Source organism: Nonomuraea sp. NPDC049480, assembly GCF_044465905.1.
Classification (GTDB): domain Bacteria; phylum Actinomycetota; class Actinomycetes; order Streptosporangiales; family Streptosporangiaceae; genus Nonomuraea.
Genome location: NZ_JBITMD010000022.1, coordinates 151443 through 164745, shown reverse-complemented (window position 1 = coordinate 164745; position 13303 = coordinate 151443). Strand labels below are relative to the sequence as shown.

Below are 13303 nucleotides of genomic sequence, written 5' to 3'. Positions count from 1 at the left end.
GGTGGCCGGGAAGACCGGCGGTCACGGCCGGAGGGCCTGGCCCGCCCGCGCGGACCTCGATCCGGCCCGCCGCCGGTAGGCGTAGACGGCCAGCGCCACGAGCGTGAACGCGTAGGGGATCGCGGAGACGAGTTGCGGCGGCACCTGGAGGCTGCCCAGCTGCACCGCGAGGGCCTCCGCGGCGCCGAACCCCAAGGCGGCGAAGAAGACGCCCCAGGGCCGCAGTCCGCCGAGGAAGACGGCGGCCAATGCGATGAAGCCGCGGCCCGCCGTCATGTCCCTGACGAAGAACGACACATAGCCCATGCTGAGGAACACCCCGGCGAGCCCGGCCAGCACGCCGCTGAGGGCGAGCGTGAGGTACTGGACGCGGCGCACCCGGATGCCGACGGAGCGCGCGGCCTCCGGCATCTCCCCGACGGCGCGCAGGTGGAAGCCGAAACGCATCCGGTGGAGCAGCCAGGCGACGAGCGGCGCGGCGAGCAGTGCGACGTACGTCATCAGGTTCTGCCCGCTGACCACGTCGCCCACCACGGGGATGCTCTCCACGCCGGGGATGCGGACGGCGGGCAGGCTCCCGCTGGGCAGGCCGGAGGTGCCGCCCTTGTCGTCGAGCAGGCTGTAGACGGCGTACGCGGTGGCGCCGGACGCCAGCAGGTTGAGTCCGATGCCCGCGATGATCGCGTCCGCGCCGAGGTTCAGCGTCAGCGCCGCGAGCAGCAGCCCCAGCAGCGCCGCCACCACGACGCCGGACACCGCGCCCAGCGTGGTGGAGCCGCTGTAGCCGGAGACCAATGCCCCCGTGCACGCGGCCGCCAGCATCTGGCCCTCGAGGGCGATGTTGCTCACGCCCACCCGCTCCGCGACGAGGCCGCCGAAGGCCGCCAGGAGGTAGGGCGTGGCCACGCGGAACACCGCCGCCAGGAAGGCGGTGCTGAAGAGGACGTCCATGACCGAGCTCACGATGTCTCCTCCGCACCGTCGCGTGACAACACGCCGAGATCGCCCTGCGGCCCGGGCTCGGCTCTCCGGTCGCCGGCGAGCCCGTCCATCGCCGCCCGCCTGCGGGCCAGCCGGCGTTTGAGCGGCTCGGACAGGGCCTGAGCGGTTACCAGCAGGACGATGACCGCTTGGATGATCACGACGATCTCGGTGCCGACCTCCGTCTGCTGCTCCATGATGTCGCCGCCGACGCGCAGGTAGGAGTAGAAGAAGCCGGCGAGCACCACGACCAGCGGGTTGTTGCGGGCCAGCAGGGCGACGACGATGCCCTCGAAGGCGAGGCTCCCGGCGAGGGCCGGCTCCAGCCGGCCGTACACGCCGAGGACCAGGTGGGCACCGGCCAGCCCGGCGACGGCTCCGCCGATGACGAAGCTCCACTCGATGACCCGGGGGACGCGGATGCCGCCGTACTCCGCGAAGCCGGGGTTGGAGCCGACCATTCTGATGCGGTAGCCGAGCGGCGTCCGCGTCACCAGGAACCACAGGCCGGCCGCGGCCACCAGCATCAGGACGAGCCCGGCGTTGGCCCGGCCGAGGGGGACGCCGAACCACTCCCGCAGGGGCGTGAGGACGGCATCGCTCTGGACGCGCGCGGAATGCACCGCGCTGCTGCCCGGCTCCTTGAGCTGGTTGTTGATCAGATAGTCGTAGACACGGACCACGATCGCGTTCAGCATCAGCGTGGCGACGATCTCGTTGGCGCCGAGCCGTGCCTTCATCGCACCCGGGATCAGCCCCATCCCCGCGCCCGCGACGGCCGCGGCGGCCAGCGGCACGATCATCGCCACCACAGGCGGCAGCGGGAGCAGGATGGACACCAGCCCGGCCGCGAGGGCCCCGGCGTAGAGCTGGCTCTCGGCCCCCAGGCTGATCTGCCTGGCCCGGAACGGGATGGCCACCGACAACCCGAGCAGGACCAGCGTGGTGGCGTCCTCGAGCCAGCGGCCGATCCGCGGCGACCGCTCCAACGGCCCGGTCAGCATCGTGCGGTACGCCTCCACCGGGTCGTTCCCGGTGGCCAGCATGACGGCGAATCCGATGGACAGGGCCACCAGGACGGTCATCACGGCCATGCCCGCGTCCACCGCGAGGCCGCGCCGCCGCGCCGCCCGGTATTCCGTCCGGTCGTCGGCCTCGGCCGCGAGCCGTACGCTCATGTCGCCTCACCGCCGCGCGCCGAGACCGGCTCCTGAAGACCGGCCGCCACGTGCGCGCGATCATGCCGCTCCACGCCGAGCATGTAGAGCCCCACCTGTTTCTCCGTCAGACCGCTCACGTCGTCGAACCTCGCCACGAGCCGGCCGTCCTTGATGACCAGGAGCCGGTCGGCCAGCGCGAGCAGTTCGGCGAGGTCCGCGGACACCAGGAAGACGGCGGCTCCGCCGTCCCGCGCCTGGATGATCCGCTCGTGCATGAATCGCATCGCGCCGATGTCCACGCCACGCGTGAGCTGGGACGCGACGAGCAGCCGGGGGGCCGCGGAGAGCTCCCGTGCCACGATGACCTTCTGCATGTTGCCGCCGGAGAGCGCTCCGACCGGAACCGATGGGTCGGGCGCGCGAATCGCGTAGTCCTGGATCAGCCGCTGCGCATGGGCGCGTACGCGGCGCAACCGCAGCCGGCCGCGGCGGGCCAGGGGCGGCCGGGCGTGCAGGTCGACGATGAGGTTGTCCGCGATGGACTGGTCGAGCGCGGCACCGTTGGACAGCCGGTCCTCCGGCACGTATCCGACGCCGGTCCTGCGGTGCCCCGCCACGTCCAGGCCCGCCATGTCCTTCCCGTCGACGTGGACGGCTCCCGAGGCCGGCCTGCGCAATCCCGCCAGGATCTCCGCGAGCTCGATCTGCCCGTTGCCCTCCACTCCGGCGAGGCCGACGATCTCGCCGGCCGACACGTCGAAGTCGATGCCGTCCAGTGCCTGGCCACCAGAGGCGGGCCGATGGCCGAGATCCCGCACCCGCAGCACGACGCCCGCGGGTGTCGCCGTGCGCTTGGCCGACTGCGGTCCCACGTCGCGCCCCACCATCATCGCCGCCAGCGACCGCTCCGTCGCCTCAGCGGTGTCCACGGTCCCCACGAGTGAACCCGCCCGCATGACGCTGACCCGATCGCTGATCTCGCGGACCTCCCGCAGCTTGTGCGAGACGAAGAGCACCGTCATCCCGCCGTCGCGCAGCCGGCGGACGGAGGTGAAAAGGTCCTCGGCCTCCTGCGGCGTCAGCACCGCGGTCGGCTCGTCGAGGATGAGGACGCGGGCGCCCCGGTGCAGGGCTTTGAGAATCTCCGTACGCTGGCGCATCCCGACGGACACGTCGGCGATGCGGGCCCCGGGCTCGACCGCGAGCCCCGCCTGCTCCGCCAGCATCGCGGTCTTCTCCGCCGCGGCCCGCAGGTCCACACGCGCGGCGCGGCCGGGCTCGACGCCGAGCACCACGTTCTCGGCGACGGTGAACGAGGGCACCAGCATGAGGTTCTGGTGCACCATGCCCACACCGAGAGCGATCGCAGCGCTGGGCCCGGACAGGCGCCGAGGGCGGCCGCCGAGCACGATCTCGCCGGACGTCGGCTGCTCCAGCCCGTAGAAGAGCTTCATCAGCGTCGACTTGCCCGCCCCGTTCTCCCCCACGATCGCCCGGATCTCGCCGGGCTGGACCATGAGGTCGACGCCGCGCACCGCGCGCACGCCGTTGGCGTACGTCTTGGCGACCGCGACAGCGCCGATCGCCGGGCCGATCGCCGGGCCGATCGCCGGGCCGCTCGCCGCCTGCGATACCGCCATCGTTCTCCTCCAACCGGTGGGAAGCCGTCTAGAAGGCGCTCGGAACCTTGACGGCGCCCGACTTGACCTTCTCCGCCGCTTCCTGGAGCTCCTGGCGCACCTGCTCGGGCACAAGCTGCTTGAAGTGGGCGTCGTCCACGTAGCCGACGGCGTCCTCGGCGAGACCGACGGACTCGATCGCGCCGTACTTCACCGAACCGGACTTCTCCTGCTGAGCCGCCTTGAACAGCGCGTTCCCGACGTTCTTGAGAATCGAGGTGATCAGAGTGCCGCGCTGGGCCGGATCCGTCAGGGTCTGGTACTGGTCGGAGTCGATGCCGAACGTGTAGCGCTTGCTCGCCACCGCCGATTCGAAGACGCCCAGCCCGGAGAGCCCGGCGACCGGCCACACGATGGCGGCGCCCTGGCCGTACATGGCGGTGCTGACCTCCTTGCCCTTGGCCGGGTCGCCGAACGGCTTGTCGCCGCCGACGTACTGCACGAGCACGTCGGAGTCCTTACCTCCGGCCTGGGAGTATCCGGCCTTGAAGCCGACGATGAAGTCGTCGATGACGGGGATCTTGACGCCGCCGATGACGCCGACCTTCGTCAGCGACTCGGCGCCCGGCAGGGCCTTCGCGTCCACGGCCTTCTGGGCGAGGAAGCCGGCCAGGAAGCCGCCCTCGTTCTGCTTGAAGGTGACCGAATAGACGTTCGCGCACTTGTTGGAGCAGGCGCCGTTCGCGCCGCCGTAGTCCACCGGCGCGTCGAAGACCCAGAACTTCTTGCCGGGGTACTCCGGGGCCAGCTTCCCGATGTAGTCGACGACGTCGAACGTCCCGGCGGCGAGGATGTCGTAGTCGTCCGCCGCCGCGGCGTCCTCGAAGCCGGGCTCCCACTTCGTCCGGTCGGAGCCGAGCTCGACCACCTTGAGCTCGTAGCCGAGTTCCTGCTGGGCCCGCTGGAGGCCCTCGTAGGCCGAGTCGAAGAACGACTTGTCGCCGAGACCTCCGTTGATCACCAGTTTGATGCGGGGATTGGCCGCGGCCGGGCTCTGCTGCGCGCCGCTCCCGGCCGAAGCGGCGGTATCGCCGGAACCACCGGAACCACCGGAGCCGCCGCACGCCGTCAGGGCGAACGCGCCTGCCACCACCAGGGCGGCGAACTTCTTGGAAACGAACATGGAGGCCTCTTTCCGGCGCTTTGTCCGATGGGGCTGGGACGACAGTAAGCTTTGCAAAACGTTTTGGCTACGGCTGGCGTGTTGCCGTTAGGTTGCCTTCGTATGGCGGTCAGGTTCCGCGCTTTCCGGCGCTGACCTGCGCGATCAGTGCGGGTCGGCGTGGACGTGGCCGGGCCGGCGAGGGCCGGCCAGCGCCGCGGCGGCGATGCGCAGCGTCCGCGCGAAGCGGGTCTCCCGTTCCTCGGCGGACATCGAGGCGCCCGTACGGATGTGGTCGCTGACGGTGAGCACGGCCAGCGCCTCGCCGCCCTCGCGGCTCGCCACGGCGTACAGCCCTGCCGCCTCCATTTCGACCGCCAGGGTCCCGTATCGTTCCAGCTGGTCGAAGACGCTGGAGCGCTCCAGGTAGAAGTGATCGCTGGTGAACACCGGCCCCACGTGCGCGCCCGCGCCCGCCGCGGCCACCGCGGCGCTCAACAGGTCGTACGACGCGTTCAGCGACAGCGTGACACCCTCGACGAGCAACCGGCTGACGCTGGAGTCGGTGTGCGCGGCCGAGGCGATGACCACGTCGCCCACCGCGACCGACGGCGGGATGGCACCGGCCGTGCCGACCCGCACGATCCGGCGGACACCGTAGAACCTGAACAGTTCCGTCGCGTAGATCGAGATGGACGGGATGCCCATGCCGGAGGCGAGGACCGACATCGGCTCGCCGTCGTGGAGCCCGGTGTAGCCGAGGATGCCGCGCACCTCGGTCACCAGCCGGGCGTCCGTCAGGAGTGCCTCCGCGATGCGCGTCGCACGGCGCGGATCGCCCGGCATGAGCACCAGCGGGGCGATCTCTCCCGGAGCGGCGCCGATGTGCGGGGTGGCCATCACAGACCACCCGCCAGCCAGCGGACCAGCCGGTCCCACAGGTCGGCGTAGCCGTCCCAGGCGAGAAAGCCCGGCGGAGCCCAATGGGGTGCCACGTCGGAGGTGAACGCTGCCGATCTCCCCGCGCCGTGGGCCCCCACGACCAGCAGCGGGTGTCCGCCGCACTCGGCCAGCACGGTGGCCCCCTCCTTGGCCGTCACCTCGTTGAGTCCGAGCAGCGTGGGCCAGACGCCGTCCAGCGTGCTGACGATCTCGTGGGCGTACACGACCTTGGGCTCCGCCCCCGCGGGCAGCTCCACGCGGTCGTCGCGATCGAGGATGGTGACGGGCAGGGCTGCGGCGAGAGGCGAGCGTCCCCACCGGGCCTTGGCGTCGATGCCGCTGAAGCTGAGATAGCCGCCCACCATGAGGAGGCCGCCACCACCCTCGACGAAGGACCGGACGAGCTCCGACCTGTCCGGCGTGGGGATGGACCGGCCGAAGGTCTCCGGTGCGAGCTGGAAACTGTTGGCCCCCACATCGCTGATGACCACCACGTCGTAGGCCGCGAATCCGCCGGCCGAGCCCGGGACCCGGTGCGCGATCTCATGCGAGGGAACGTAGGTCACCTCGTGCCCACGCGAACGCAGCGCGTCGAGGAAGACACCTGCGCCTTCGACGTATTCGGAGGTGTAGAAGGCGTCGAAACCCTTCTGATGGACGGAGTAGGTGAACCAGGACTCGCCGACGACGAGCACTCTGGACATGAGGATCATCCCTTTCTGGGCGTGGCGGCCCGGCCCGCCCGGACATCGGGGGGCTGGCGTCGTTGCGAGGTCAGGAAGCGGGGGGCGCGGTGCTGGCCCGCACCTTGAGCTCGACGGGAAGAGTGTGCCTGGACGCGGGCGGCACCTCGCCGCGCGACACGTACTGCAGAAGCTGGGCGGTCGCCGTGCGGCCCACGTCGTACGCCGGCTGGTGCACCGTCGTCAGCGCGGTCAGGGAGGCCGCCCTGATGTCGTCGAAGCCGACCACGGACACGTCGTCGGGCACGCGGAGGCCGGCGTCCCGCAGCGCGGCGATGGCGCCGAAGGCCATCAGGTCGTTCGCGGCGAACACGGCCGTCTGGTGGAGCCGGCCCGCCCGGAGCGCCTCGGAGACCAGGCGGTGTCCAGAGTGCTCCTTGAAGTCGCCGATGGCTTCTAACACCTCGCCGTGGAACGCCCGGATGAAGCCGGACGCCCGCGCGATGCCGCTCTTGAGCTTCGGCGGACCGGTCAGCATGAGGGCGCGGCGATGCCCGAGCGCCCGCAGATGCTCCCCGACCAGGCGTCCTCCACTCTCGTGGTCGGCCGTCGCGATGAGCGTCCCGGTGAGCCCGTCGACCTCCTCATCGGCGAGCGCGATGGGGAAGCGTCCCACGAGCGATTCGAGCCGCTGCCGCGACGGAGGGGAGCCGGCGGCGTAGACCATGCCGTCGATGAAGCGACTCTGGATCAGGCCCAGGTAGCGGTCCTCCCGGTCCGCGTCGAACTCCGTGTTGCACAGGATCACGCCGTAGCCCAGGTCGTGCGCGGCGTCCTCGACGCCCTTGGCCAGCTCGGCGAAGAACGTGTTGCTGATGTCGGGGATGAGCAGGCCGATCACCGAGGTCGCACCGGCCTGCAGGCTGCGCGCGAGCGACGCCGGGACGTACCCGAGCCGCTTGACCGCGCTCCGGACGCGGGCCGCCGTCTGCTCGTTGACCGGGCGGTTGCCGCTGAGCACGTGGGAAACCGTCGTCGCGCTCACGCCGGCCTCGGCCGCCACGTCCTTGATGGAGGCCGGTTTGCGCACGTGGGGCCGCCTGCCGTCAGGGGTCATAGTGCTGCACCGCCGTCCCGTGCGAGATGTCGAGCAGCCGGGCCACGCGTCCGTCGATCTCGCCGAGCAGGGCCGGCACGTCGATGGTGGTCAGCCGGCCGTCACGCATGAGGATCCGCCCGTCGACCAGGACAGTCCGCACGTCACTGGCGCGGGCACTGTAGACGAGCGCCGCCCGCGCATCGTGGAGCGGACGGCAGTGCACTCCGGACAGGTCCATCAGCACGATGTCGGCGCGCTTGCCCGGCTCCAGGCAGCCGATCCGGTCGCCCAGCCCGAGCGCGTGCGCACCCCCGCGCGTGGCCAGGCGCAGGGTGTCGGAGAGGGTCATCCACGTGGCGTCGCGTTCGGCCTGCTTCTGGGTGAGGGCGATGAGCCGCAGGGACTCCCAGACGTCGAGGTTGTTGTTGCTGGCCGGGCCGTCGGTCGCGGCGGCCACGGTGACGCCCGCGTCGAGAAGCGCGCGGACGGGCGTCAACGGCACCAACGCATGCTTGAGATATCCCTTGGGCGAACAGGCCACCGCGACGGTGCCGGAGTGCTCGGCGAGCAAGGGCAGGTCCTGCGGGACGATGCCGCAGCCGTGCGCGATCAGGGCTCCGGCGTCCAGCACGCCGGTGTCGTGGAGCACTCGGATGGGGGTGATCCCGCGGCGTTCCAGGCTCGACTGGGTCTGCTCGACGTTCTCGGCGGCGTGGATGTGGATCCGCACCCCCAGCCGGCGCGCGTGCTCGGAGACGGTGCGCAGGTCGGCGTCGTTCACGGTGTACGGCGCGTGCGGGCCCATGGACACCGTCACGCGGCCACCGGCGGCACCGTGCCACGACTCCGCGAACTCCGCCGTGGCCTCCAGCGCCTTCTCGCCCTGACTGCTGAAGTAGGTGGGGGCGATGTCGGCGCGCAGGCCGCTCGCCGTGACCGCGTCGGCTATCTGCTCGGGGAAGAAGTAGTGGTCGGCGAAGGCGGTCACCCCTGAGGAGATCATCTCCGCGCAGGCCAGCTCGGCCCCGAGGCGGACGTCCTCGGGGGTGAGGTTGACCTCCATCGGCCAGATCCGCTCGTTGAACCACTCCTCGACGGAGACGTCCTCGGCCGCGCCGCGCATCATGACCATGGGGCTGTGCGTGTGCGCGTTGACGAGGCCGGGCACGGCCAGCAAGCCGTGCCCGGAGATGACCTCACCGGCGGTTTCCGCCTCACGCGTCGGCCTGATGGACTCGATGGCGCCATCCGCCACCGTGATGTCCTGCGCCCGCAGGACATCACACTCGCCCTCGGCCGGGATCCGCAGCACGTCACATCCGCGGATGACGAGCCTGCCGCCGTCGTCTCTGCTCACAGGCTGGAAACTAACCGTCCAAAACGATTTGCACAATCCGTCAGGGGAAACATGCGCCGAACTTCCATCTCGAAGATCACCATCGCCCCTGTCCCTGCGGCGCGAACCTTCCCATTTGCCACCAGGTACCGATGGACTGTCCTTAGCGCCTGGTTGACATTACTCACAGGGCGAAATGTCCGTATTGTCGTGACAAGTCGGTAATGGAGCCGACAGAATGCGGACCACCAGCGTCTCCCTCCACTGGAGGAAACCTCATGCGTCGACCCCTAGGGGTGCTCGCCGTCGTCGCCGGCCTCGCCGCTTGCGCCCCATCCAGCGGCGGGGCGGCCGGAGCGGCGCCTGAGGTGACCGGGCCGGCGGACGGTGCGGCGCCGGCCTCGACGCCGACGCAGACCGAAGAGGCGACTCCCGAGCCGACCACCGAATCGGACGAGTGCCGCGTGAACGTGGTCAAGCCGGGCATCTCCGCCCTCAGGATCCAGGCCTCGGCCGTCCGCCGTGGCTGTGTGCACCCGGCGCTGCTGCGCATCCAGGTCAAGCGCGCGGTCCCCGGCGACGATCCGGTCATCAAGAGCGGCGCCACCAGGAAGGGCCGCATCACCCTGAAGCTGCCCTGCGAGCCGGGCACGTACTACGCGGTCGCCACCGACTACCGGGGCGGCACCGCCAAGTCCAAGGCCACACGGCTGACCTGCGTCACCCCCACCCCCACCCCCACCCCCGCCTCCACGACGCGGGAGACCGGGGCGGCGCCGGTTCCCCAGAGGAAGGAGGCCATCGCCTCCGTCGGCACGACACTGGAGAACGAGGTCGTCCGGCGGACCAACGCCGAACGGGTCAAGGGCGGCTGCGACCCGCTCGAACACGACGCACGGCTGCGCAGGGCCGCGTTCGGGCACTCGGCCGACATGGCGGAGAACGACTACTTCGACCACGACTCCCAGGACGGCCGCGACATGGTCGACCGCATTCGCGCGACCGGCTTCACCGGGTCGGCCTTGGCCGAGAACATCGCCATGGGCCAGCGGTCGGCGGCCGAGGTGGTCCAGGGCTGGATGAACAGCGACGGCCACCGGCAGAACATCATGAACTGCTCGTACACCCTCATCGGGGTGGGCGCGGCCAAGGACGCTCAGGGGCAGATCTACTGGACGCAGGACTTCGCCGCCCGCTGACTCACAGCCCGGAGGACCTGGCCGAGCGCCTTCGGCGGCCGGCAGGACACGTATCGTCTCCGTGGACTGCGGCACGAGGCCGGCGTATGTCAGTTGGTGACCCGCGTCTGATTCCGCCACGCTTGGCGGATGGTGTACGGAAAGAGGGGCAGGATCAGGCTCCCCGTGGTGGAGCTGAGCGACCGCCGTGCCCTGGAGCGCTGGCAGCCGGCCGATGAGGAGACGGTGGCACGGGCACGGCGGCTGAAGGAGCAGGCGCTGCTCGATCTCGGCATGACGCACAGCACGATCGCGTCCTGGATCTACAGCAAGTGCTCACACCAGATCCCGACCACGGCCGTGGACACCGCGGCCGTGCTCGCCTCCGGCGACGGGACCTGCCTGCTCCTCTACAACCCTGACTTCTTCGTCGCCCTAGGGCTGGAGGGCGTGCGCTTCGTCCTGTTCCATGAGGCCCGCCACCTGGTGCAACGGCACCTCTTCGCCGATCCCGACCTGCGCGACGACCCGGTCTTCACGCTGGCGTGCGAGGTGACGATCAATCACGTCGCCATGGTGCGGCTGCGCCAGGCAGGGTTGCCGGAGATCGGTGGCGAGCCTGTCGGCGTCGATCCCGGCGTGATCCACCGCGCCTACCGCGACGACCTGGAGGCGCAGGGGCTCGACTGGCTCGCCTACGACCGGTTCGCGGCCACGGACATGGACGTCTACCGGGAACTGCGCCGCATGCGGAACCCGCCTGTGCCCGGACCGCTCTGCGTTCACCTCCTCCTGGACGGCGACGGGCTCGACCAGGAGACCGTGGACAGGATCAGCTCCGACGTGCTGCGCAGCGTGCTGATCGCGGCCAGGCGCGGCAGCGCGCTCGCCCATGGGGAGCTGCTCGACCTGCTCGACCGCACCCAGGGCGCCGGCGAACGCGTGGACCGGCTCTGGGGCGATCTCGGCGCGCACGCCCTGCGCGGCCGCACCGTCGCCACCCGCCGGGTGCACTGGTGGCAGCAGTGGCTGGTGGACGTGCTGGCCTCCAAGCTCCGTCCCGGCGAGCGGCTGATCTATCCGAAGAAGCGCGGAGCGCTGCTGGCCGCGCTCGGGCACGACCCCGTGCTGGTCCGGCGCGGTCCGGAGCGAGTGAAGAGGCTGGTGATCGCCCTGGACACCTCGGGATCGATGCCGGACCCGGTGGTGCGATGGGTGACCGAGCTGGCCGGGCAGGTCGACGGGGTAGAGGTGCACTGGCTGAGCTTCGACGGCGCGATCATGCCGTTCCGTCCGGGCGAGCGCGTGCACGGTGGCGGCGGGACGAACTTCGGCCTGGTCCGCGACTATGTCGAAGGCCGGCACGCGGTGAACGGCGAGCGGTTCGAAGAACATCCGGACACGGTGATCGTGCTCACCGACGGCCATGCCCCGCCGATCACGCCGGCCGAGCCGGACAAGTGGATCTGGCTGATCACGCCGGGCGGCGACGACTGGCCGGACCGGCACCGGCCGCCGATGGCCTGCCACCGCGTACGCCCGGTGGCGCCGGATGATCCCAGCCCCTACGGTGTCGGATCGTGAATGCCACGACCGTCACCTCCGTCAGGGCCCGCGACATCCACGCGTGCGCCGCTGGTCTGCTGCGCTTCGCCGCCCCGGACGAGGTGGACACGCTCCTCGGCGATCCGCTCACCCGACACGCCTCCCTCAGCTACGGCATGCTCAACCGGCCGGTCGCCGAGGCCCTGCTGCGCCGTCCGGGCATAAAGAACCTCCCGCCCGCAGACGCACTCCTCGATCCTGAGACGTCCCTGCTCGGCCAGTTACTCGATCTGGACGACCCCCAGGTCAACGGCCAGTTGTTCCTCTCCGGTGAGATGCCACGCAACCTGCTCAGGCAACTCGCGCACCAGACCTCCCGCCGCGACGGCGTCACCCCGGTGCCCCTTCCCTCGGACGTGCGGGACAAGGCGGTCACGCAGAGACTCCAGTCCCTGCTGCTCCACGCGGCCGACCCCGGCACGGCGGCCCAGGCCCTCCGGAGCCTCGGCAGGGGCGCGGACCCGCACGGTGCGATCCGGGCATGCCGGACGCTGCTGGCCGCGGGGCGTACCGCTGAGCTCGCCGAGCTGGTGAGGAACAGCGTGCTGCCCGAGGCCCGCTGGGGTCCTGACGGGTCGGAACCGAGCGTGAGCGCGTACGTGCGGGCGGCACTGCTCGGTGAGGAGGGCGCGGCGCGGCTGCGTGAGCTGAGCGAGCGCGTACGGCGCCCCGAATGGCTGCGCTCGGCCGCCGAACTGGCCGACGCCGCCGCCTGCGCGCCGTTCGGCGACGGAGCGCTGGTCCGCTCGGTCGTCCACCGGCGGCACCCGTCGATTCCCCGGGTGGACTGGCCCGCCCTGGTGGACGGCGAGCCGGAGCGGCGGCGGCGCGAAGGACCGCTGCCCTACCGGGCGGCCAGGCTTATGGCCCAGCGCACGGACGTCCCCGACGAGCTACTGCTTCTGGCCATCGCCGATCATCCCGAGCTCGCGCCACTCGTTCCCAGCCCGTCGCCCGCGCTGCTCGCCCTGGTCCGCGACCGCCTTCCGATCATCGGCGCAGGTGCGGTGGTGAAGGTCGCGGGGAACGGTTATGTCGCGGCCACGCTCACCGCCGAGGAGATCGTCGCGGCCCTGCCGTCCGAAGTGCTCGACCTGTACACGGAGTCGCTGTGGCTGCCGGGCCTGCGGGGCACGGCGGCGGTACGCACACTGCTCGGCCGGGACGGCGACGTGCCTCTGCGCCCGTTCGTCATCGACGAGACCGGCCTCGGCCCGCGCCGCCGCCTGCGGACTCCGGGCGAGCGGTCCCATTGGGACGCCGAAGCGCTCTACGGCCAGGTTGTGGCGTCCGCGCTGCGGCGGCGCGGCGAGCTCACCGCCGACGAGGTGCTGTCCATGGTCACGCCCGACGCCGTGCTCGCGCCCGGGCCCCGCGCCATGCCGGATCTCCGAGTGCTACGCCGGCTGGCCGAGCTGGTCCACCGGCATCTCGGCGGGCGTCCCGAGGCGTGGATGGTGGCGCTGCGGCTGCTCCAGGAGGGCTTCGTCGGGACCCTGCCCGAGCTGCTCGCCACGGCGGGCGCGGTCGCCGTCTGA

11 protein-coding genes are annotated in these 13303 nt (G+C 71.2%); 3 read left to right on the top strand and 8 right to left on the bottom strand.

Going from position 1 to position 13303, the window contains the following annotated elements; translation table 11 throughout:
• Window positions 1-21 precede the first annotated feature (21 nt).
• The 8 genes from ACIBX3_RS44570 to ACIBX3_RS44535 form a co-directional block, all read right to left on the bottom strand.
• A complete protein-coding gene (locus ACIBX3_RS44570; protein ID WP_397126683.1) occupies window positions 22-963 on the bottom strand; it encodes an ABC transporter permease in 942 nt (313 codons plus the stop codon).
• The gene (locus tag ACIBX3_RS44565; RefSeq protein ID WP_397126682.1) at window positions 960-2159 is read right to left on the bottom strand and encodes an ABC transporter permease; all 1200 of its coding nucleotides are present in this window, start codon (window positions 2157-2159) and stop codon (window positions 960-962) included. The genes ACIBX3_RS44570 and ACIBX3_RS44565 overlap by 4 nt, the downstream gene beginning before the upstream one ends.
• A complete protein-coding gene (locus tag ACIBX3_RS44560; protein ID WP_397126681.1) occupies window positions 2156-3781 on the bottom strand; it encodes an ABC transporter ATP-binding protein in 1626 nt (541 codons plus the stop codon). The genes ACIBX3_RS44565 and ACIBX3_RS44560 overlap by 4 nt, the downstream gene beginning before the upstream one ends.
• 28 nt (window positions 3782-3809) lie before the next feature.
• The gene (locus ACIBX3_RS44555) at window positions 3810-4943 is read right to left on the bottom strand and encodes a BMP family protein (RefSeq protein ID WP_397126680.1); all 1134 of its coding nucleotides are present in this window, start codon (window positions 4941-4943) and stop codon (window positions 3810-3812) included.
• Window positions 4944-5087: 144 nt separating this feature from the next.
• Window positions 5088-5822, bottom strand: a complete 735-nt coding sequence (gene deoD / locus ACIBX3_RS44550) for a purine-nucleoside phosphorylase (protein WP_397126679.1) — start codon at window positions 5820-5822, stop codon at window positions 5088-5090.
• On the bottom strand, window positions 5822-6568 hold the full coding sequence (locus ACIBX3_RS44545) for a glutamine amidotransferase (protein ID WP_397126678.1): 747 nt from the start codon (window positions 6566-6568) through the stop codon (window positions 5822-5824). The genes deoD and ACIBX3_RS44545 overlap by 1 nt, the downstream gene beginning before the upstream one ends.
• A 70-nt stretch (window positions 6569-6638) precedes the next feature.
• Window positions 6639-7664 (bottom strand): LacI family DNA-binding transcriptional regulator, encoded by a 1026-nt coding sequence (locus ACIBX3_RS44540; protein ID WP_397126677.1) that lies wholly within the window; start codon window positions 7662-7664, stop codon window positions 6639-6641.
• A complete protein-coding gene (locus ACIBX3_RS44535) occupies window positions 7654-9003 on the bottom strand; it encodes an amidohydrolase (protein WP_397126676.1) in 1350 nt (449 codons plus the stop codon). The genes ACIBX3_RS44540 and ACIBX3_RS44535 overlap by 11 nt, the downstream gene beginning before the upstream one ends.
• 257 nt (window positions 9004-9260) lie before the next feature.
• Between ACIBX3_RS44535 and ACIBX3_RS44530 the strand changes: the two genes are divergently transcribed.
• From ACIBX3_RS44530 to ACIBX3_RS44520, 3 genes are all read left to right on the top strand, one after another.
• Entirely contained in the window at window positions 9261-10181 is a 921-nt protein-coding gene (locus ACIBX3_RS44530; protein WP_397126675.1) for a CAP domain-containing protein, read from the top strand.
• Between the two features lie 129 nt (window positions 10182-10310).
• A complete protein-coding gene (locus ACIBX3_RS44525; RefSeq protein WP_397126674.1) occupies window positions 10311-11744 on the top strand; it encodes a hypothetical protein in 1434 nt (477 codons plus the stop codon).
• A complete protein-coding gene (locus ACIBX3_RS44520; RefSeq protein ID WP_397126673.1) occupies window positions 11741-13303 on the top strand; it encodes a hypothetical protein in 1563 nt (520 codons plus the stop codon). Before ACIBX3_RS44525 ends, ACIBX3_RS44520 begins: the two co-directional genes overlap by 4 nt.

Bases quoted from the DNA above. Each gene is read 5' to 3' on its own strand.
- ACIBX3_RS44565 (WP_397126682.1), bottom strand. From the start codon at position 2,159: ATGAGCGTACGGCTCGCGGCCGAGGCCGACGACCGGACGGAATACCGG.
- ACIBX3_RS44560 (WP_397126681.1), bottom strand. From the start codon at position 3,781: ATGGCGGTATCGCAGGCGGCGAGCGGCCCGGCGATCGGCCCGGCGATC.
- ACIBX3_RS44555 (WP_397126680.1), bottom strand. From the start codon at position 4,943: ATGTTCGTTTCCAAGAAGTTCGCCGCCCTGGTGGTGGCAGGCGCGTTC.
- deoD (WP_397126679.1), bottom strand. From the start codon at position 5,822: ATGGCCACCCCGCACATCGGCGCCGCTCCGGGAGAGATCGCCCCGCTG.
- ACIBX3_RS44545 (WP_397126678.1), bottom strand. From the start codon at position 6,568: ATGTCCAGAGTGCTCGTCGTCGGCGAGTCCTGGTTCACCTACTCCGTC.
- ACIBX3_RS44540 (WP_397126677.1), bottom strand. From the start codon at position 7,664: ATGACCCCTGACGGCAGGCGGCCCCACGTGCGCAAACCGGCCTCCATC.
- ACIBX3_RS44530 (WP_397126675.1), top strand. From the start codon at position 9,261: ATGCGTCGACCCCTAGGGGTGCTCGCCGTCGTCGCCGGCCTCGCCGCT.
- ACIBX3_RS44525 (WP_397126674.1), top strand. From the start codon at position 10,311: ATGGTGTACGGAAAGAGGGGCAGGATCAGGCTCCCCGTGGTGGAGCTG.